The sequence below is a fragment of the Variovorax sp. OV084 genome (assembly GCF_900111625.1).
Taxonomy (GTDB): domain Bacteria; phylum Pseudomonadota; class Gammaproteobacteria; order Burkholderiales; family Burkholderiaceae_C; genus Variovorax.
This window is the reverse complement of record NZ_FOII01000006.1, coordinates 234,797-257,556: the sequence shown is the minus strand read 5'-3', so window position 1 is coordinate 257,556 and position 22,760 is coordinate 234,797. Positions and strand designations below refer to the sequence as shown.

The 22,760-nt window shown below is 67.2% G+C and carries 4 protein-coding genes; all 4 read left to right on the top strand.

Translation table 11 applies throughout. The annotated features are described in order from the left end of the window. Positions 1-11: 11 nt before the first annotated feature. The 4 genes from BMW87_RS18435 to BMW87_RS18420 are packed head-to-tail and all read left to right on the top strand — an operon-like array spanning position 12 to position 22,713. Positions 12-6,494 carry a non-ribosomal peptide synthetase gene (locus BMW87_RS18435; RefSeq protein WP_093077854.1) on the top strand — a complete coding sequence of 2,161 codons (6,483 nt, stop codon included), beginning with the start codon at positions 12-14 and terminating at the stop codon, positions 6,492-6,494. Next, positions 6,494-15,469, top strand: a complete 8,976-nt coding sequence (locus BMW87_RS18430) for a non-ribosomal peptide synthetase (RefSeq protein WP_093077852.1) — start codon at positions 6,494-6,496, stop codon at positions 15,467-15,469. Before BMW87_RS18435 ends, BMW87_RS18430 begins: the two co-directional genes overlap by 1 nt. 4 nt (positions 15,470-15,473) lie before the next feature. Beyond that, the gene (locus tag BMW87_RS18425) at positions 15,474-18,659 is read left to right on the top strand and encodes a non-ribosomal peptide synthetase (RefSeq protein WP_093077850.1); all 3,186 of its coding nucleotides are present in this window, start codon (positions 15,474-15,476) and stop codon (positions 18,657-18,659) included. A gap of 19 nt (positions 18,660-18,678) precedes the next feature. Beyond that, positions 18,679-22,713 (top strand): non-ribosomal peptide synthetase, encoded by a 4,035-nt coding sequence (locus BMW87_RS18420; RefSeq protein WP_177192799.1) that lies wholly within the window; start codon positions 18,679-18,681, stop codon positions 22,711-22,713. Positions 22,714-22,760: the final 47 nt, after the last annotated feature.

The following is a 22,760-nucleotide window of genomic DNA, read 5'->3' as shown; positions in this document are numbered from 1 at the left end:
CAAGCACCGTCATGCCCGAAATCCAGGATATCTCCGCACGCCGCGCCAGCCTGAGCGCCGAACAACGCGCCAGGCTGAAAGAAAGACTGCGCGGTGCGAATGTGGCCGGCACGCGAGAGGCCGGGAGCGCCATTCCCCCGCGCCCGCAGAAGGACCGGGCGCCGCTGTCTTTTGCCCAGCGCCGGCAGTGGTTCCTGTGGAAGCTGGACCCGGCCCGCACCGCCTATCACCTGAGCGGCGGCCTGGTGCTCACGGGGCAACTGGACACCGAGGCCCTGCGCGCGAGCATGCAGGCGCTGGTCGACCGCCACGAGTCGCTGCGCACCGTGTTCCGCGAGGAAGGCGACGGCGAGGCGGAGCAGGTCATTCTTGAGACCTTGACGGTTGAACTGCCGTGCATCGACCTGAGCGCGCTCGACACTGAAGCGTGCGAGGCAGCCATCCAGCACGAGGTGCGCAGCATTCGCACCGAGCCTTTCGACCTCACGCGCGGCCCGCTGATGCGCACCGTGCTGCTGAAGACCGGCGCGCAAACGCATCGGCTGCTGGTCGTGATGCATCACATCGTGTCCGACGGCTGGTCCGTGCAGCTCACGCTGGACGAGCTGGCCGCGCAGTACGCCGCGCGCGTGCAGGGGCAGCCGGCAGCGCAGCCCGCACTGACGGTGCAGTACGCCGACTACGCCGTCTGGCAGAACCAGTGGCTCGACGGCGGCGAGGGCGAGCGCCAGCTCGCATGGTGGCGCGATCACCTGGGCACCGAGCAGCCGGTGATCTCGCTGCACACCGATCGCCCGCGCAACGCCGATGGCCGCTACGGCTCGGCGCGCGTCACCATCGCGCTGCCGGCCGACACCGTCGTGCGGCTGCGCCAGCAGGCCCAAGGGCAGGGCGCGACGCTGTTCATGGCGCTGCTCGCGGGCTTCAATGCACTGCTGTTCAGGCACGCGGGGCAGACCGATGCGCGCGTCGGCGTGCCCATTGCCAACCGCAACCGCGCGGAGACGGCGGGCGTCGTCGGCTTCTTCGTCAACACGCAGGTGCTGCGTTCGAAAATCGGCGCGCGCACGACGCTGGCCGAGTTGCTGGTGCAGACGCGTGACACTGCCATCGGCGCGCAGACCCATCAGGACCTGCCGTTCGAGCAGTTGGTCGGTGCGTTGCGGCCCGAACGCAGCCTGAGTGCCAACCCGCTGTTCCAGGTGATGTTCAACCACGTGCGGCGCGACCATCGCTCGCTGGCCGAATGGCCGGGCGTATCGGTTCAGCGGCTGGACTTCGAGGAAGAGGACGCGCAGTTCGAACTGACGCTGCAGACGCTGGAGCTCGAAGACGGTCGGGTCGATGCGACCTTTCTCTACGCTGCGGAGCTGTTCGATCGAGAGACGATCGAGCGGATGGCTGGGCACTACGTGGCGGTGCTGGAGGCATTGGCTGCCGAGCCTGAACTGGCAGTGGGCGATGTGGCGCTGGTAGGGGCGGCGGAGCGCGCGCAGCTTGTGGCGTGGAGCGAGAACCCGCGCCGCCACGAAGGCGCACAGCCCGTGCATCGCCAGATCGAGGCGCATGCGAAGCACCGCCCGGATGCGCCCGCGTTGGTGTTCGGCGACGAAGCCCTGAGCTATGGCGAACTCAATGCCCGGGCGAATCGCCTTGCCCACCGCCTGATCGGCATGGGCGCAGGCCCCGATGTGCTGGTGGGCATCTGCGTGGAGCGCTCCACAGAAATGATGGTAGGCATCCTTGCCGTGCTCAAGGCAGGCGGCGCCTACGTGCCCCTTGACCCCGAGTACCCCGCAGACCGCCTTTCCTACTTGGTCGAAGACAGCGGCATCGCATTGCTGCTGACCCAGAGCCATCTTCGCAATCTCATACCTAATGCCGACGCATTGCAGGTGCTGGAACTCGACACCCTCGATACAGCGTCCGAGTCCGAGGCCGATCCGCAAGTCAGCCTGCACGGCGAACACCTGGCCTACGTCATCTACACCTCTGGCTCCACAGGCCGCCCCAAGGGTGCAGCCATCCGCCATTGCTCGCTGTTCAGCTGCATGGCCTGGATGCAGGAGTTCTACACCCTCGCAGGTGCAGACACGGTCCTGCACAAGGCCCCCTTCGGCTTCGACGTGTCGGTCTGGGAGATGTTCTGGCCATTGACCTCAGGGGCAAGACTGGTCATTGCCAACCCGGGCGATCACCGCGACCCGGTGCGCCTGGTCGAACTCATCCAGAAGCACCAGATCACGACACTGAACTTCGTGCCCTCGATGCTGCAGGCCTTCCTGGCCTACGAGGGCATCGAAGCAACGACGAAGCTCAAGCACATCATCTGCGGTGGCGAGGCCATGCCGGCAGCCACGCAAAGAGAAGCACTTCAGCGCCTGAGCGGCGCCACGCTGCAGAACCTGTACGGGCCGACGGAGACGACGATCCACGTCACCCAGTGGACGTGCCGGGACGACGGCAGCAGCCAGGTGCCGATTGGCCGGCCGATCAGCGAGACGCAGGCGTATGTGCTGGACGCCAGCCTGAACGAGGTGCCGGCGGGCGTGGCGGGTGAGCTGTACCTGGGGGGCATCAACCTCGCACGGGGCTACCTGAAGCGACCAGCACTGACGGCAGAGCGCTTCATCGCAGCGGCCAACGGAAGCCGCCTGTACCGCACGGGCGATCTGGTGCGCTGGAACAACGAGGGGCAGCTGGAGTACCTGGGGCGCATCGACCACCAGGTGAAGGTGCGGGGGTTCCGTATCGAACTGGGGGAGATCGAGGCGCAGTTGCAGGCGCAGCCGGAAGTACGCGAAGCGGTGGTCGTTGCGAACGAAGGCCCCGCAGGAGCGCGGCTCGTGGGCTACGTCTCGGGCCAAGGCATAGACACAGCCACGCTGCGAGAGCGCCTTGCAGAAGCACTGCCCGACTACATGGTGCCCAGCGTTATCGTCATGTTGGAAGCCCTGCCGCTGAACGCCAACGGCAAGGTAGACCGCAAGGCGCTGCCAGCACCGGAGTTCACGAGCGACAGGGCGTATGAGGCGCCGGAGGACGAGGTCGAGCAAGCGCTCGCAACGATCTGGGCCGAAGTGCTCGGCGTCGCCCGCGTGGGCCGCAACGACAACTTCTTCGAACTTGGCGGCGACTCCATCCTCAGCCTCAAGGTAGCGGCGCGCGCCGCCAGGGCCGGCGTGCAACTGAATCCCCGACAGGTTTTCGAACACCAGAGCCTGTCGCGCATCGCCCATGCCATCAGGATCGATCACGCTTCACAGTCACCGGCGATTCCCGTACTGACGACAACGCAGCGCGCCGGCACCCTCGCGCTGTCTCACGCGCAGATGCGCCAGTGGTTCCTGTGGCAGCTCGACTCCGCAAGCACCGCGTATCACATCAGCGGCGCACTGAAGCTGGAAGGCAAGCTCGATGTAGAGGCCGTGCGCGCGAGTTTCAACGCGCTGGTGCAGCGCCACGAGTCCCTGCGCACAGTGTTCCGCGCCGACGCGCAAGGCCTGGCCCGGCAACTCATCCGAGAAGCCGGAGCGCTGGACATCGCCATGGTCGATCTCGCGGCGCTGCATACCGGGCAGGAACGCGAAGCGCGCAGCAGGGAAGAAGCCCTGCGCCTGAGCCACACGCCCTTCGACCTGGGCGAAGGCCCGCTGCTGCGCGTAGGCCTGATCCGCTTGGCGCCCGAGGAGCACATGCTCGTCGTGGTGATGCACCACATCGTGTCCGACGGCTGGTCGATGCAGGTCATCGTCGACGAATTCGTGGCGCAGTACAGCGCACGCGTGCAAGGCTCGGTTGCAGAGTTGCCTCCATTGCCGATCCAGTACGCCGACTACGCCGCATGGCAGCGCGACTGGCTGGAAGCCGGCGAGCGCGACCGCCAGCTGGCGTACTGGACGCAGCACATCGGCACCGAGCAGCCCGTGCTGCAACTGCCCACCGACCACGCAAGAAAGGCCGATGGCCGATACAGCGCCGTGCGGCATGGATTCGAACTGCCGGGCGATCTCGTGCAGCGGCTGCACCGGCGCCTGCAGGGCCAGGGCGCGACGCTGTTCATGGGCTTGCTTGCGGGCTTCCAGGTACTGCTCAGCCGCTACACCGGCGAGCCCGACATTCGCGTGGGCGTGCCGGTTGCCAACCGCCACCGCGCCGAAACCGAAAGCGTGATCGGCTTCTTCGTCAACACGCAGGTGCTGCGCAACATGCTGGACGGCCGCGAGAGCCTGACGCAGGTGCTGATGCGCGCCAGGGAAGCCGCGCTCGGCGCACAGGCCCATCAGGACCTGCCGTTCGAGCAGTTGGTGGAGGCGCTGCAGCCCGAGCGCAGCCTGAGCACCAGTCCGCTGTTCCAGGTCATGTTCAATCACCAGCGCGGCGACCTGAAGGCGCTGCAGAACCTGCCCGGCCTCACGCTGACCGAGTGCGACCTGGGCGCGCAGGCCGCGCAGTTCGAACTGACGCTGGAAACCACTGAAAGCGCCGATGGCAGTGTGCGAGCGAGCCTGCGGTACGCGGCGGAACTGTTCGAGCCTCGAAGCATCGAGCGCATGGCGGGCCACTACCTCGCGGTGCTGTCCGCCCTGGCCGATCACCCCGAACAGCCGGTAGGCGACGTGGCATTGCTCGGCGAAGCCGAGCATGCGCAGCTGGCGGCATGGGGTGCGCGAAAGCGGGCGGCTGAAACGAGTGAGCCGATTCATCGGTTGATCGAGAAGCAGGTTCGGGCGCATCCCGAAGCGTCTGCGCTGTCCTTCGGCGAGCAGACGCTCAGCTACGCCGAGCTCAATGCACAAGCCAACCGCCTCGCACACCGGCTGATCGCCTTGGGCGTGCGGCCCGAGACCAAGGTGGGCATTGCGGTGGATCGCTCCATCGAAATGGTGGTGGGCATCCTGGCGATCCTGAAGGCCGGCGGTGCCTACGTGCCGCTGGATCCGGAATATCCGGCCGACCGGCTGGCCTACATGGTCGGCGACAGTGGCATCGCCCTGCTGCTCACGCAGAGCCATCTGCAGGTGCCCGGCACCGAAGCGCTGCAGGTGTTGACGCTGGACACGCTCGACCTGTCCGAGGAGCCGTCGCACGACCCGCAGGTCGAACTGCACGGTGAGAACCTCGCCTACGTCATCTACACATCGGGCTCCACGGGCCGGCCCAAGGGTGCGCAGCTGTGCCATCGCAACGTGAGCCGCCTGTTGAGCGTCACCGACGCGTGGTTCGGCTTCGGCCCAGAAGACGTGTGGACGATGTTCCATTCCTACGCCTTCGACTTCTCCGTGTGGGAGATCTTTGGCGCCCTGTGCACCGGCGGCAAGCTGGTGGTCGTGCCGTTCTGGGTGAGCCGCTCGCCTGAAGACTTTCTGCAGCTGCTGCGCAAGGAGCGCGTCACGGTGCTCAACCAGACGCCCTCCGCCTTCGGTCAGCTCACCAGCCTGCCCCAGGCCCATGAAGGCGGCCTGGCGCTTCGCACGGTGATCTTCGGCGGCGAGGCGCTGGATCCGCAGCGCCTGCGCGGGTGGATAGAGCACCGCGGCGACGCCAGCCCGCAGCTGATCAACATGTACGGCATCACCGAGACCACGGTGCACGTGACCTGGCGGCGCATCACCGCTGCGGACGTCGGCGAGGCGCACAGTCCGGTGGGCATCGCGATCCCGGACCTGGGGCTTCGGGTGCTCGACGGGCAGCTCAACCCGGTGCCGCTGGGCGTGGCAGGCGAGCTGTACGTCTCGGGTGCCGGGTTGGCGCGCGGTTACCTGAACCGCAAGGGCCTGACGGCAGAAAGATTCATCGCAGCGGAAGACGGAGAGCGGCTGTACCGCACGGGCGACCTGGTGCGCTGGAACGTGGAGAGCCAACTGGAGTACCTGGGCCGCATCGACCACCAGGTGAAGGTGCGGGGCTTCCGCATCGAGCTGGGCGAGATCGAGGCAGGGTTGCTGGCGCAGCCGGAGGTGCGCGAAGCCGTGGTTGTTGCGAACGACGGCCCTGCGGGGACCCGGCTGGTGGGCTATGTGTCGGGGCAGGACATCGACACCGCCGTGCTGCGCGAGCGTCTCGGCGAGGCGCTGCCCGACTACATGGTGCCCGCGGTGCTGGTGGTGCTCGACGCACTGCCGCTGAACGCGAACGGCAAGGTGGACCGCAAGGCGCTGCCGGCGCCGGAGTTCACTGCGTGCAGCGCGTACGAGGCGCCACGGGACGAGACCGAAGAGAAGCTCGCCGCCATCTGGGCGGAGGTGCTGGGTGTCGAGCGCGTGGGGCGCAACGACAACTTCTTCGAGCTTGGCGGGCACTCGCTGCTTTCCGCGCGGCTGGTGGCGCGCCTGCATGCCGCCATGCAAAGCGAACTCACGATCCGCGACGTCTTCCAGTACCCGACCCTGGCCGCCATGGCCGCCCGGATCGCCGAGGCCCTTCGGGACAGCCCCGTGGTCCAGGCCCTTTCAGAAATCGATTCGCTGATCGACAGCATGGAGACCGTTTGATGGAAACCACAGCAACCCGTCGCATCGCCGAGCGCTTCTCCCGGCTGTCGACCGAGCAGCGCCGCGTGGTGTACGAGGGGATCCGTTCCAAGGGCCTGACGCTCGACCAGTTTCCCATCCTCCCGCGCGAAGACGCGGCGCAGGACCGCTGCCATGTCTCCTACGCGCAGCAGCGCCAGTGGTTCCTGTGGCAGCTCGATCCGCAGAGCACGGCCTATCACATCAGCGACGCGCTCAAGCTCACTGGAGCGCTCGATGTGGACGCGGTACGCACGAGCTTCAAGGCATTGGTGGCACGCCATGAATCGTTGCGTACGGTGTTTCGCGCCGATGCCGACGGGCTCGCCGAGCAGGTGATTCGCGAAGACGGCGAACTCGACTTCTCGCTGCTGGACCTCAGCCTGACGGACGCCGACGCCCGCGAAGCCATGGCCCGCGAAGCAGCACACCGCATCGGCAACGCGCCCTTCGACCTGACGCAAGGACCGCTGATGAGGGTGGCGCTGATCCGCCTGGCGCCTGAAGCGCACGTGCTGGTGCTGGTGATGCACCACATCGTCTCGGACGGTGGGTCGCTGCAGATCATCGTGGACGAGTTTGTGGCGCAGTACCGCGCCTGTGTGCAGCACGAAGCGGTGGCGTTGCAGGCAATGCCGATCCAGTACGCCGACTACGCCGTGTGGCAGCGCCACTGGCTGGAGGCCGGCGAGCAGGAGCGCCAGCTCGCCTACTGGAAGGCGCAGCTCGGCGCGACGCAGCCGGTGCTGCAACTGCCGCTCGACCGCGCCCGAAGGCCCGATGCCCGGTATGGCGCGGCCGCCCATCGGGTCGAGTTGCCCGTGTCGCTGGTTCAGGGCCTGCAGAAGCGGGCCCGGAGCCAGGGGGGCACGGTGTTCATGGTGCTGCTGGCCGGCTTCCAGGTGCTGCTCGGTCGCTACAGCGGCCAGCAAGACATTCGCGTGGGCGTGCCGATTGCGAATCGCCACCGTGTGGAGACTGAAGGCGTCGTCGGCTTTTTCGTCAACACGCAGGTGCTGCGCGCCGTGGTCGACAACCGCACCAGCCTGTTGCAGGTGCTGGCGCAGACGCACGAGGCGGCATTGGGCGCGCAGATGCACCAGGACCTGCCGTTCGAGCAATTGGTCGAGGCACTGCAGCCCGAGCGCATTCCGGGAATCCAGCCGCTGTTCCAGGTGCTGTTCAATCATCAGCGCGCGGATTTCTCCGGACTGGAGGGGCTGACGGGGCTTGCGCTGGAGCCCTACGACCTGGGTGCCCAGGCCGCGCAGTTCGAGCTGATGCTGGTCACCGACGAGAGCCCCGACGGCCGGCTGCATGCGAAGTTCAGCTATGCGGCGGAGCTGTTCGATGCCTCGACCATCGAGCGCATGGCCGGCCACTACCTGGCGGTGCTGCAGGCGCTGGCGGACAACCCCGAACAGGCCGTGGGCGAGGTGACGTTGTTGAGCGAAGCCGAACGGGCGCAGCTCGCGGCCTGGGGTGCCAATTCGCAAAGCTTTCCGGATGCGACGCCGGTGCACCGGCTGATCGAAAGGCAGGCTGCGCAGCAGCCCGAAGCGGCAGCGCTGGTGTTCGGCGACGAGATGCTGAGCTACGGCGAACTCAACGCCAGGGCCAACCGCCTCGCGCACCACCTGATCGCGCTGGGCGTCAAGGCGGAAACGAAGGTGGGGATCGCGGTGGAGCGCTCCATGGAAATGGTGGTGGGGCTGCTTGGCATCCTCAAGGCCGGTGGCGCTTATGTTCCGATGGACCCGGAGTACCCCGCGGAGCGGCTGGCCTACATGGCGCAGGACAGCGACGTTGCGTTGCTGCTGACGCAAAGCCATCTGCAGTCGCAGGTGCCGGGCGCCGAGGGATTGCGCTTGCTGGCGCTCGACACCCTCGACCTGGACGCACAGCCCGCAAGCGACCCGCAGGTCGCGCTGCACGGCGAGAACCTCGCCTACGTGATCTACACCTCGGGCTCCACCGGCAGGCCCAAGGGCGCGCAGATGAGCCATCGCAACGTGACGCGGCTGCTCGGCGCCACCGATGCCTGGTTCGGGTTCGGCCGGCAGGACACCTGGACCCTTTTCCATTCCTATGCCTTCGATTTCTCGGTGTGGGAAATCTTCGGCGCGCTGTGCACCGGCGGCAAGCTGGTCATCGTGCCGTTCTGGGTCAGCCGGTCGCCCGAAGACTTCCTGCAACTGCTGCGGGCGCAGCGGGTGACGGTGCTCAACCAGACGCCTTCGGCGTTCGGCCAGTTGATCAGCCTGCCGCAGGCCTACGAGGCTGGCCAGGAACGCCTGGCGCTGCGCGCGGTGATCTTCGGCGGTGAGGCCCTGGACCCGCAGCGGCTGCGCCGGTGGATCGAGCACCATGGAGAGGAAAGCCCGCAGCTGGTCAACATGTACGGGATCACCGAGACGACGGTGCATGTGACCTACCGGCGGATCACGGCGGCAGACCTGGGCCGGCAGCGCAGTCCGGTCGGCCTTGCCATTCCGGACCTCGGGCTGCGGGTGCTCGATGCGCATCTGAACCCGGTGCCGGTCGGCGTGGCCGGCGAGTTGCATGTCTTCGGCGCCGGCCTCGCGCGCGGCTACCTGCACAGGGCTGGCCTGACGTCGGAGCGCTTCGTCGCGGGAGCGGACGGAGAGCGGCTGTACCGCACGGGCGACCTTGTGCGCTGGAACAACGAGGGGCAGCTGGAGTACCTGGGCCGCATCGACCACCAGGTGAAGGTGCGGGGCTTCCGCATCGAGCTGGGAGAGATCGAGGCGCAGTTGCTGGCGCTGTCCGAAGTGCGCGAGGCGGTTGTGGTGGCCGACGAAGGCCCCGCCGGCACGAGGCTGGTGGGCTACGTATCGCCGCATGCCGACCGGGCGATCGACGTTGCGCAGCTGAAGGAGCAACTGGGCCAGGCGCTGCCCGACTACATGGTTCCCGCGGCAATCGTCGTGCTGCAAGGATTGCCGCTCAACACGAACGGCAAGGTAGACCGCAAGGCGCTGCCGGCCGCGGAATTCACGAGCGAGCAGGCGTACGAAGCGCCCGAGGGCGAGGTGGAAGAGAAGCTCGCGTCGATCTGGGCCGAGGTGCTGGGCGTGGCGCGCGTGGGGCGGCAGGACAGCTTCTTCGAACTCGGCGGCCATTCGCTGCTGGCGCTGCGGCTTTTGGAGCGCATGCGCGCCCAGGGCTGGGCGGCACAGGTGCGCACGCTGTTCCAGCAGCCCCGGCTCGGCGCCTTCGCGCAGGCGCTGGCGCAGGAGCCGGTGCGGCGGGAAGTGATTGTTCCGCCCAACGGCATTCCGGCGGATTGCAGGGCGATCCAGCCGGAGATGCTGACGCTTGTGGCGCTGGATGCGCGGCAGATTGCGCGCATCGAGGCGGCGGTGCCGGGCGGGGCGGCCAACGTACAAGACATCTACCCGCTGGTGCCGATGCAGGAGGGGATGCTCTTCCACCACATGCTGCAGACGGAGGGCGACGCGTACATCACGCTGAACCGCCTGAGTTTCGAGAGCCGCGAAAGGCTCGAGCACTTCGTCGCCAGCTTCAACGAAGTGATTGCGCGCCATGACATCCTGCGAACGGCCGTGATGTGGGAAGACCTGCCCGAACCGGTGCAGGTGGTGCATCGCAAGGCGTTGCTCGAGCTCCAGTGGCTGGCAGATGCCGGGCAGGGCGACTTGAGCGCGGCCGCGCGGCTCGATGCGCACGTCGACCCGGCCCGCTACCGCATCGACGTGCGCAAGGCACCGATGCTCAGGGCCATCGCCGCTCACGACACGGACAACGGCCGCTGGCTCCTTCAACTGGCGAACCACCACCTGGTGGTGGACCACACCACGCTGGAGCTGGTCGTCGAGGAAATCGCGCTGATCCAGCAAGGGCGAAAGGCCGAGCTGTCGACGCCTGTGCCGTTCCGGCGCTTCGTCGGGCAGGCCAGGCTGGACGTGAGCCAGGCCGAGCACAAGGCTTTCTTCAGCCGGATGCTCGCCGATGTGGAGGAGCCGACAGCGCCGTTCGGTCTGCTCGACGTGCAGGGCGACGGCACCCGCGTGCGCGAAACCTCGCTCGCGCTGGACGCCCGACTCGCGTTGCAGGTCAGGCGGCAGGCACAGAGACATGGCGTGAGCGCCGCGGCGCTGTTCCACCTGGCCTGGGCGCTGGTGGTGAGCAAGACCACGGGCAGGGACGACGTGGTGTTCGGCACCGTGCTGTTCGGCCGCATGCAGGGCGGCGCGAATGCCGACCGGGCGCTGGGCATGTTCATCAACACGCTGCCCGTGCGCGTTCGGCTGGGAACGCAAGGCGTGCAGGCATGCGTGCGCCAGACGCATGCGGCACTGATCGAGCTGATGCATCACGAATACGCCAGCCTCTCGCTGGCCCAGCGCTGCAGCGGACTGCCGGAGCGGATGCCGCTGTTCACGGCGCTGCTGAACTACCGCTACGGCGCGCAGCAGGGCAAGGCGGCGCAGAAGGGCCCGCTCTGGGAGGGCATGGAGATCCTCGGCAGCAGGGAGCGCACCAACTACCCGATCGAGATGTCGGTGGACGACCTGGGCGAGGGCTTCGGGTTGGTCGCGCAGATTCACGAGGCCGTGGATGCCGGGCGCGTGTGCGACCTGATGGTTGCAGCTGTCGAGGCCGTCGTGCAGGGCCTGTCGCTGCAGCCCGACTGGCCGGTCTGCGAACTCGGGGTGATGTCCGATGGCGAGCAGCGCCAGCTTGCCGCGTGGGGTGAAAACGCTGTGCGGTACACCGAGGATGTGCCGGTGCACCGGCTGATCGAGCGACAGGTCGCGGCACATCGCGACGCGGTGGCGCTGGTCTTCGGCGACGAGATGCTGAGCTACGGCGAACTCAATGCGCGAGCCAACCGCCTCGCGCATCATCTGATCGCCCTGGGCGTGAAGCCGGAGACGAAGGTGGGGATTGCAGTGGAGCGCTCCATCGACATGGTGGTCGGCGTGCTCGCGATCCTGAAGGCCGGCGGTGCGTATGTGCCGCTGGACCCGGAGTACCCGGTAGACCGGCTGGCCTACATGGTGGCTGACAGCGGCATCGCGCTGCTGCTCACACAGAGTCACCTGAGAGCCCTGGTGCCGGGCGCCGAGGCGCTGCAGGTACTGGCACTGGACACGCTGGACACCGGCGGCTGCTCCGATGCAGACCCGCAGATCGCGCTCGGCGGCGAGAACCTGGCCTACGTCATCTACACCTCCGGCTCCACGGGAAAACCGAAGGGCGTGATGGTGCGGCACCTGTCGCTCAGCCACTTCATGCTGAGCATGAAAGACGCACCGGGCATGACGCAGGACGACGTGCTGGTCGCGGTCACCTCCCTGTCGTTCGACATCGCCGCCCTGGAGCTGTATCTGCCGCTGCTCAGCGGTGCGCGCCTCGTGCTGGCATCGAGGGATGTGGTGCGAAGCGGCAGTGCGCTCGGGAAACTGATGGATGACTGCGGCGCCACGGTGCTTCAGTCCACGCCCGCGGGCTGGCGGCTTCTGCGGGCTACCGGATGGAATGGTGGCCAGCTTGCGAACTTCAAGGGCCTGTGCGGTGGAGAAGCGCTGCAGGAAGACCTTGCGGAAGACCTGCGGGCGATCGGTGTCGAGCTCTGGAACATGTACGGCCCCACCGAAACGACCATCTGGTCGACGGCGGCCGAGGTTCGCGGCAGGCCTCGCATCGGCGGACCGATTGCGGCCACAACGCTCCATGTGCTGGACGGATTCCTGAACCCGGCGCCGGTAGGTGTGCCGGGCGAACTGTTCCTGGGCGGCATCGGCCTGGCGCGCGGCTACTTCCAGCGCGCGGGCCTGACGTCCGAGCGCTTCGTTGCGGCGAAAGACGGTCAGCGCTTGTACCGCACGGGCGACCTGGTGCGATGGAACACTGAAGGGCAGCTGGAGTATCTGGGCCGCATCGACCACCAGGTGAAGGTGCGGGGCTTCCGCATCGAACTGGGGGAGATCGAGGCGCAGCTGCTGGCGCAGTCCGAAGTGCGCGAGGCCGTGGTGGTGGCGCGCGAAGGCGCGGGTGGCGCATCCCTGGTCGCCTACATCGCATTGCAGGTGGGGCAGGCGATGGAGGTGGCGATGCTGCGCGACCGGCTCGCGGTGGTGCTGCCCGACTACATGGTGCCGGCCGTCATCGTCGTGCTCGACCGCCTGCCTTTGAACGGAAACGGCAAGGTCGACCGCAAGGCACTGCCGGAGGCGGAGTTCACGAGCGACCGCGCATACGAGGCGCCCGAAGGCGAGGTGGAACAAAAGCTGGCTGCGATCTGGGCCGAGGTGCTGGGCGTTGCACGCGTGGGGCGGCATGACAGCTTCTTCGAGCTCGGCGGGCACTCCCTGCTGGCCGCACAACTCGCGTCGAGGGCACGCGTCGACGGCGGCTTCGAGTTGCCGCTGCGCAAGATATTCGAGCACCCGGTGCTTCGAGACCTTGCGAATGTCGCCCGGCAGGCGAGGCATGGCACCCCGTTGTCCAGCCAGGCACCGGTGCTGCAACCGGTCGAGCGCATGGCCGACATGAAGCTCTCGCCCGCGCAACAGCGCTTGTGGCTGGTGAACCGGCTGTCGGACGGATCGACCGGCAAGCACTCGGCCTACAACATCTCGGCGGCGCTGCGGTTGTCGGGAGCGCTCGATGTCGATCTGGTGCGGGCCACGCTCGATGCCATCGTGCAGCGGCACGAAGTGCTGCGGACCTGCTTCCCCGAGAACGACGACGGCGACCCCGTGGCGCGCATCGCGCCAGAGAGCGAGCTCGTCGTTCCGTTGACGGATATTTCGCACCTGTCGGGCGAGTTCCGGGCGACAGCGATGAACGACGCGCTCGCCGTGCATGCGGGCACCGCGTTCGACCTGACCACTCGCCCGGCCTTTGCGGCGGCCGTGCTGCGCTTGCAGCCCGAGGAGCACGTGCTGCTTCTGTGCGTGCATCACATCGTGTTCGACGGCTGGTCGGAAGCCGTCTTCATCCAGGACTTCATGGCCCTCTATGCGGCGCTGCGGGAGGGGCGTGGCTCACCCCTTGCACCGCTCGCGATCCAGTACGCGGACTACGCCGACTGGCACCACCGCAAGCTCGCGCAGAACCTTGCGCAAGACACCGCGTTCTGGCGCGACTACCTCGATGCTGCTCCCGCCGTTTCCACACTCAAACCCGATCGCACCCGGCCCCCCGTGGCTTCGGTGGCGGGCGACACGGTCGGCATCGACATCGGGCGCGAACTCGCGCAGGCGCTGCAGGGCCTGGCGCGGGAGCAGAAGACCTCGCTCTATGTGTTGCTGCTGTCGGCCTTCCTGCTCGTGCTGCACCGGCAGGCCGCGTCGGACGACCTGGTGGTCGGCACCGACGTTGCAGGGCGCGACCATCCGGCGCTCGAAGACCTGATCGGCTTTTTTGTCAGCGTGGTGCCGTTGCGTTCCCGGCTCTTGCCCGCGCTGCCATTCGCACAGTGGCTCTCGACGGTCAAGGAGAGCACGCTGTCGGCCTTCGAGCACCAGGACGTGCCTTTCGACCAGATCGTCGAGCTGGTCGGCGCGCCCCGCAGCCGCCAGCACAACCCGCTGGTGCAGGTTCTGTTCGTCATGCAGAACACGCCCGAAGAACGCTTCGAGATCCCGGGTGTCGTCATCGAGCCGATCGCGAAACCCGGAACGACATCGAAGTTCGACCTCGCGGTCTTCGTGAGCGAGAACGAGAGCGGCCTGCGGGCCGAGTGGACCTTTGCTTCCAGCCTGTATGTGCGCGAAACCATCGAACGCGCATCCGCCGCGTGGCGCGATCTCCTGCAGCAGGTTGTCGCGGCACCCAACGGCGTGCTGGAGAGTTTCGTCATTCAATCCAACCCGGAAAGAAAAACCATGTCATCTACTTCGCCTGCGCTGGGCAAACTGCAGAAGCTCAAGAAATTCGCGGACAAGGACCGCGACGTCCAGTCGGCACCGCGCTCGCCCGTGCGTACGTCCTTCCTGTCGGACCAACGGGCCTTTCCGCTGGTCATCGAGGCCACGAGCAGCGACATCGACGCGGTGGCATGGGCCCGGGAGCAGCGCGACTACATCGAGGCCAGCCTGCGCAAGCACGGCGGCATCCTGCTGCGCAATTTCGGCCTGCGTACGCCGCAGGAATTCGAGGCTTTTGCAGAAGTGATCGAGCCCGAGCTCTACGGCGGCTACGGCGACCTGCCGAAGAAGGAAGGCGGACGCAACACCTATCGCTCGACGCCGTATCCCGAGCGCCAGATGATCCTGTATCACAACGAGAGCTCGCACCTCGACCGCTGGCCGCGCAAGCAGTGGTTCTTCTGCGAGCTGCCTTCGCCCGTGGGCGGCGCCACGCCCATCGTCGATTGCCGCGAGATGCTGCGCCAGCTGCCGGCCGACATGGTGGCGGAGTTCGAGCGCAAGGAGCTGTTGTACGTGCGCACCTTCGTGCCCCGGTTCGACGTGAGCTGGCAGGACTTCTTCAAGACCGACAGCAAGGCGGAGGTCGAGGCGCGTCTCGCACTGACGGGCACCGCCTGGCGCTGGCTGGACGAGGAAACCCTGCAGACCCGCACCCGTTGCCCGGCGGTGATCACGCACCCCGTCACGGGCGAGCGCGTTTTCTTCAACCAGATCCAGCTGCACCATGTGAGTTGCCTGGAGGCGGACGTGCGCGAAGACTTGCTGGTCATGGCCGGAGGCCTGGATCGCCTGCCGCGGCACGTGACCTATGGCGACGGTACGCCGATCGATGATGAGACCATGGCGATCGTCGGCCGTGCCTACGAGGCCTGCGCCGTGCGCTTCGACTGGCGCCAGGGCGATGTGGTGATGCTCGACAACATGCTCGCGGCACACGCGCGGGACCCGTACGAGGGGCCGCGCAAGATCGTGGTCGCCATGGGCGCGATGTTCGACCGCGCTGCCCAGCAACCCGTTGTGTCCGAGGGTTGAAGCCATGGCTGCCATCCTTGAAACCACGAGTTCCGCTTTGCCGCTCAGCCCGGAGCAGCGGGCCATCTGGGCTCAGCACGGAGAACAGGCCGCGACCGGCGCGCCCAAGCTCGTGCTGCTGGCCGATCTTGACGGCGAGCTCGATGCGGCGCGCCTGCAGGCTGCGGTGCAGTCGGTGGTGCAGGCCCATGTGGCGCTGCGCTCGGCTGTGTTGCAGGTTCCCGGCTTCCGGGGCCTGCGGCAACAGGCACTCGATGCGGCGGTAATGCCGGGCCTGAAAAAAATCGACCTTCGCGGCAATGACGACAGTGCCGCCGCGCTGGCCGACTGGATCGCCGTGTGTACGGAAGAGCCGCTGGATGTCGCGAGCGGCGCGCTGCTGCGCATCGGAGTCGCCCGGCTCGGCGAAACACGACACAAGCTCCTGCTGGTTGCCAGCGTGTTCGCTGCGGACAAGGGCAGCCTGCAGGGCTTGCTGGATCAGATTGCCACGGCCTACCTGACGGGGCAGGTCGTCGATGCGGACGAGGTCTTCCAGTACGCGCAGTTCGTCGAATGGCGCCAGGAGCTCGACAGCGACGACGAAGCGGCCGACGGGCGTGGCTACTGGCATGCCTACATCGACCGCGCCGACATGTTGCAGGCGCCGCGCCTGAACACCCGGGCGGACGGGGAGCGCGAAGGCACATCGACTCGCATCAGCCTCGACCTTCCTCTTGACGCGGCGCTCGCCGCCCGCATGCAGGAAGTGGCCGGGCAGCTTGGGTGCGGCACCGACTTGCTGCTGCAGGCCGTTTGGTGGCTGCTCGTGGCCCGGCTGACGGGCCACCGGCCATTCGTTGCCGGCTGGCAGAACGATTGCCGGCGCAACTACGAAGTGATGCAGGCAGCGGTGGGCGTTTTCGAGAAGATCCTGCCCGTGGTCGTGGATGTCGCGCCTGAAGAGCGCTTGTCCGACTGGATCGGGCGCCTGGGCAAAACAGTCGAGGCGCATACCGAGGCGCAGGAGTACTGGGCAATCGATGCGCCGCCGATCTCCGCGCACCTCGACGTGGGCTTCGGTTTCGACGAGGCGCCTGTGCGGTCGCACGGCGCCGTGTCATGGCGTGTGGACACCGCGCCCGGGCCGCAGCCTTGTTTTGAGCTGGCCCTGCAGGTCGGCCAGGCCGGGCAGGCGTTCACGCTGTCCGTGCATGCGGACGCATCGCGCTATTCACCGCAGGCCGTGGAGCGGTTGCTGTGGCAGTACGGCACGTTGCTCGAAGATGCCGTGGCGCAGCCTCGCGCGACGGTTGGCAGCCTCGCGCTGGTCGGTTCGCGCGAGCGCGAATTGCTGTTGCTCGCAGCCCGTGGCGAGGAGGTGGACTTCGGAACCCTCACGCTGGCCGAGCAGGTCGCCGGCTGGGCTCGGACGACGCCGGACGCGCCCGCGCTGGAGGCAGGCGATGTGCTTCTGAGCTACCGCGAATTCGATGCGCGAATCAACCGGATGGCGCACTGGCTGCAGGCCAAGGGCGCCACGGCCGGAGCGCTGGTGGCGCTCAACCTTCCGCGGTCGGTCGACTTGCTGGTAGCGATGTTCGCGAGTTGGCGCATCGGGGCGGGCTACCTGCCGCTGGACCCCGAATGGCCCGCTGCACGCCGCCAGGCCGTGCTGGAAGACGCCGTGCCGTCGCTCGTGCTCCATGCCACCGGGTCGGCTTCGCCCGGCGATGCACCGTGGCGGCAGGTATCGCTCGGTGACATGGACCGGGGCGGCTTTGCCGACAGCGCACCGGCACACCAGCCTGCGATGCGTGACCTGGCCTATGTGCTCTACACCTCGGGTTCGACGGGAACGCCCAAGGGCGTGGTGATCGAGCAAGGGCAATTGCTCAACTACGTGGCGGCGGTGTCGTCGGCCATGGACCTGGGCCGCTGCCGTCGCTGGGCGCTCACCAGCTCGGTCGTCGCGGACCTGGGCAACACGGCGCTCTTCGGTGCGTTCCACAACGGCGCCTGCCTCGTCGTGGCGGGCCCCGGCGACGTGAAGGATGCGCGCGCTTTCGCGGGCTTCATGCGCGAGCGCCGGATCGATGCACTCAAGATGGTGCCCTCCCACCTGGAGGCCTTGCTCGAGGACGATGCACCGAAGCTGCCCGACACGCTGGTGCTGGGCGGTGAGGCCGCACCGCGCTCGCTCATCGAGCGCATCGCGCGGCTCGCACCGCAGACCGTGGTCTACAACCACTACGGCCCCACGGAAACGACGGTGGGTGTGATGGTGCATCGTGTGCCGGCAGAAGGCGCCTCGTCTTCGGTGCTGCCGCTGTCGCGCGTGCTGGCGAACAACCGCATCCATGTACTGGATGAGTCCCTGCGCGTGGTGCCGAGCGGTGCGCTGGGGGCGGTGTATGTCGGCGGTGCGCAGCTGTGCCGCGGCTATCTGAACCGGGAAGTGGAAGGCGCTTTCGTGGCCGATCCATTCCAGCCCGGGCAAAAGCTCTACCGCACGGGCGACCTGGCCTGCGTGCTGCCCGAGGGCGGCATCCGCCTGGCAGGGCGGGCTGACGACCAGGTCAAGATCCGGGGTTTTCGTGTCGAACCGGCCGAGGTGGAGGCGGTGTTGCTGTCGCAGCCCGGCGTACGGCAGGCCGTGGTGCTGGCGTTGCCGGCCGGCGGAGGCGACACCGAACTCCGGGCCTTCGTCGTGGCAGACGAGTTGCTCGCATCGGAGGCCGACCGTTCGGCGCTGACCGGGCGGCTGGGCACGCTGCTGCCCGCGCACATGGTGCCCGCACGCTGCAGCTTCGTTGCGGAGTTCGCGCGGCTGCCGAACGGAAAAATCGATCGCCAGTCGTTGCTGTCCGCAGCAAAGGTCGATGACCGGAAGCCGGTGGCAACGGCCCCGCGCGACGCACTCGAATCGGTGCTGGCGCAGTGCATGGCCAGCCTCGTTCAGCGCGACGTCATCGGCGTGGAAGACGACTTCTTCGAACTGGGCGGGCACTCGCTGCTCGTGATCAAGCTGGTGGCGCGCATCCGCAAGCTGCTGCGACTCGATATCGCGCCGGGGCTGGTGTTCGACCATCCCACCGTCGCCACGCTGGCGGCGGCGCTTCGCGCGCTGGAGGAGCAGGACGTCGAGCGAATGGAACTGCTGGCGCACACGCACGAGCAAGCTCGCCTCAAGGACTCGGGATCAGTTTGATATGCAGGATGGAACAGTGATGAACATCACCGATGCGGCGCAGCGGATTTCGGCAGCAGACGAGTGGGCGGAGGAAGACGACGAAATCCGCCGTCGAGTGTCGAACGGCGACGAGGTGCCGTTGTCCCATGCGCAGGAGCAGCTCTGGTTCCTGCAGCGCCTGGAGCCGGGGCTGACGGCCTACAACCTGCCGAGGATGCTCCGCCTGCAGGGCCCGCTGGATGCGGATGCGCTCGAGCGGGCGTTCCAGGCCGTGATCGATCGCCACGGCATCCTGCGCACCCGCTTCTTCGAGAAAGACGGCGTGCCCATGCAGCAGATGGTGCGGGACGTGACGTTCGTGCTGGAGCGGTTCGACCTGTCCCTGGAGTCCGGGGCCGTGCGGCAGGCGCGTGTCGATGCGCTGACGAGCGAGATGGCCCTGCACGTGTTCGACCTGGGCGCCGCGCCCGCACTGGTGGCGAGGTTGATCCGGCTGTCGGACGAAGAGCATGTGCTGACGGTCTGTCTGCATCACATCGTGTCGGATGCCTGGTCCAACCCCATCCTCGCGGCAGACCTCGCTTCAGCCTACCGCCTGGCATTGGCCGCGGGCGCGGCCGTGCGGTTGCCGGCCTTGCCGGTCCAGTACGCCGACTACGCACTGTGGCAGCGGGAACGCCTGCAGGGCGAGGCCCTGGCGACGCAGCTGAACTACTGGAACACCCATCTGGGTGCCGACGTGCCGCCGCTGGAACTGCCGCTGGACGGGGTTCGTTCCTCGCGGCAGACCTTCGACGGTGCCGTGCATCGCTTCGAGCTGGAGCCTGCACTGGCCGTGGCGTTGCAGAAGTTCTGCCGCACGGAAAAGTGCACGCCCTTCGTGGTCCTGCTCGCGACGTGGCAGATGCTGCTGGGCTGGTACAGCGGCCAGAACGACTTTGCCGTCGGCGTGGCCAATGCCGGTCGCCATCGCGACGAGGTGCGCGATCTGGTGGGTTTTTTCATCACGACCCAGGTGTTCCGGGCGCGGCTCGAGCCGCGCGCCACGCTGCTCGAAATCTGCCGACGGGTGCGGCGCGATTCGTTGTCCGCGCTGGAGCATGCGGATCTTCCCCTCAAGGCGCTGCTGGCCAGCCGCAACGTGAAGCGCGACGCATCGCGCAATCCGTTGTTCCAGGTGATGTTCGGCGTGCAGATGGGCGACAGCGCTGCCGGCCTCGCGTTCGGCGACGCGCGCACGGAGGAGATCGGTACCCGCAATGCGAGCGCCAAGTTCGACCTGTCACTGGATTTCTTCATCGAACCGACGCGGGCGCACGCGCAGATCGAATACAACACGGGCCTTTTCGGCGAGGCGACGGTGGCGCGACTGGCAGGCTGGTACGTGCGCCTGCTCGAGGCATTGACGGTCGATCCGGGGCAGGCCTTTTCGGGTGTCGATCTTTGCAGCGCGGCGGAGCGCGCGCAACTCGCGGCGTGGGGTGTGAACACGCAGCGCCATGAAAACGCGACACCGGTGCATCGGCTGATCGAAGGGCAAGCGCAACGAACCCCGGATGCGCCGGCCTTGAGCTTCGGCGAAGAGACGCTGAGCTACGCGCAGCTCAATGCGAGGGCGAACCGTCTCGCACATCATCTGATCGGCCTTGGCGTAAGGCCCGAGGCGAAGGTGGGCATCGCGGTGGAGCGCTCCATCGAGATGGTGGTGGGGATCCTGGCGATCCTGAAGGCAGGCGGTGCGTACGTGCCGCTGGACCCGGACTACCCGGCGGACCGGCTGGCCTACATGGTGGCCGACAGCGGCATCGGGCTGGTGTTGACGCAGAGCCATCTCACCGTGCCGGGCACCGAGGCCGTGCAGGTGCTGTCGTTCGACATGCTGGACGTTCGCGCCGAATCCGAGACAAATCCGCAGATTGCGTTGAGCGGCGAGAATCTCGCCTACGTCATCTACACCTCCGGCTCCACCGGAAAGCCGAAGGGCGCCGCCAACCGTCATGGCGCCTTGTACAACCGCCTTGCCTGGATGCAGCAAGCCTATGCACTCGGTGCGGACGACACCGTGCTGCAGAAGACTCCCTTCAGCTTCGACGTGTCGGTGTGGGAGTTTCTCTGGCCCTTGATGTTCGGCGCTCGCCTGGCGGTTGCCCTTCCGGGCGACCACCGCGACCCGGCACGTTTGCGAACTTTGATCGGGCAGCACCGGGTCACGATCCTGCACTTCGTGCCCTCGATGCTGCAGGCCTTCCTGGCCCACGAGGGCATCGAGGCCTGTACCAGTCTGCGGCGCATTGTGTGCAGTGGCGAGGCCCTGTCGGCCGAAGCACAGAACGAAGTGTTCAGGCGGCTGCCGCAGGCGGTGCTCTGCAACCTCTATGGCCCGACCGAGGCCGCGATCGACGTGACGCACTGGACCTGCCGGGATGACGGGCGGAGCCAGGTGCCGATCGGACGACCCATCAGCGACACCCAGGCGCATGTGCTGGATGCGGAGCTCAACCAGGTAGCTGCAGGAGCGGCTGGAGAGTTGTACCTGGGCGGGGTCAACCTTGCGCGCGGCTATCTCAACAGGGCGGCCCTTACCGCAGAGCGCTTTATTGCGACGGAAGATGGCGCCCGGCTGTACCGCACGGGCGACCTCGTTCGCTGGAATGCGGAGGGCCAACTGGAGTACCTGGGCCGCATCGATCACCAGGTGAAGGTGCGGGGCTTCCGCATCGAGCTGGGCGAGATCGAGGCGCAACTCCTGGCGCAGCCCGAAGTGCGCGAAGCGGTGGTGGTGGCACGAGATGCCGCAAGCGGAGCCCGACTGGTGGGCTACGTCTCCGCCCACGCCGGGCAGGCCATCGAGACAGCCGTGTTGCGTGAACGTCTTGCCGCGGCGCTGCCTGACTACATGGTGCCGGCGGCGCTGGTGGTGCTGGATACATTGCCGCTGAACGCCAATGGCAAGGTCGACCGCAAGGCGTTGCCGGCGCCGGAGTTCGGAGAGGCCCGGGCAGGCGAAGAGCCACAGGGGTTGGTGGAGGGCGCACTGGCAGCGATCTGGGGGCAGGTGCTGGGCGTGCCGCACGTGGGGCGCCACGACAACTTCTTCGAGCTCGGTGGCGATTCCCTTGTCGCGCTCAGGCTGCTGGCCAGGATCAACAAGTCGCGTGCGCTGGGCGTGAAGATCTCCCTGCAGGACCTGCTTCAGAAGCAGACGATCGCCAGGCTGGTTGCACAGCTGGATATCGGGGCGACTCCGCAGCCTGTCCAGTTGCTGAACGCGTATGCCGGGCCGGCAGAAGCGATGCCGCTCTTCTGCGTGCCGCCCGGGCTGCGCCATCCGGTCGACTATCGGCCGATGGCGCACCACCTGGAAGACTCGCGTGCCGTCTACGGCCTGAGCTACACGGACGACATCACCGGGCTGGAGTCGATCGGGCAGATGGCCCGGTACTACGTCGATCTCATCCGCAAGACGCGGCCGCAGGGTGCCGTTGGCATCGTCGGCTGGTCACTGGGGGCGGTTGTTGCAGTGCATGTCGCCAGCCTGCTGGAGCAGGAGGGCGTGGAGGTCGCCTTCCTCGGCATGGTCGACAGTTTCCTGCTGGACGAGAGCTTCGATCCGGACGGCTGGTATCAGGACTTCCGCGATTTCGTTCTGGACACCGCGAACGGCAGCATGGGCCGCGAAGCCGTCGACGCGATGCTCGACAGGTTCGAACCGATCCGCTCAGCATCGGACGAGACCGTGCGCGACGCTGTCGAAGAAATCGTGGCCGCGGCCGGCATGAGCATGAAGACGGCCGACATCGTCCAGGGGATCATTGCAACCAGGCGCATGAACGCGATCACGGAAAAGATCGCCGCGTTCCCGCGCCTGAACGTGGCGCCGCATTTCTGGTGGAAGAAGGGGAGAGCGGCTGCGGAAAAGGCCGCGCTCCTGTCGCAGTTCGACGGCGAAGCGCGTGCTTCAGTCGAAGTGGATGCCGACCATCAGGGCATCGTGCGCCACGCTGCGATGTTGAGTCATCTGCATGCGGCCATGTGCGATGCGCAGGACAGGGAGACAGCAGGCGCGCGCTGATGGATGGCCTCGCCCCCCGCATTCACGCGGGGGGCGAGGCTGATCGA

Bases quoted from the DNA above. Each gene is read 5' to 3' on its own strand.
- BMW87_RS18430 (WP_093077852.1), top strand. From the start codon at position 6,494: ATGGAAACCACAGCAACCCGTCGCATCGCCGAGCGCTTCTCCCGGCTG.
- BMW87_RS18425 (WP_093077850.1), top strand. From the start codon at position 15,474: ATGGCTGCCATCCTTGAAACCACGAGTTCCGCTTTGCCGCTCAGCCCG.
- BMW87_RS18420 (WP_177192799.1), top strand. From the start codon at position 18,679: ATGAACATCACCGATGCGGCGCAGCGGATTTCGGCAGCAGACGAGTGG.
- BMW87_RS18435 (WP_093077854.1), top strand. From the start codon at position 12: ATGCCCGAAATCCAGGATATCTCCGCACGCCGCGCCAGCCTGAGCGCC.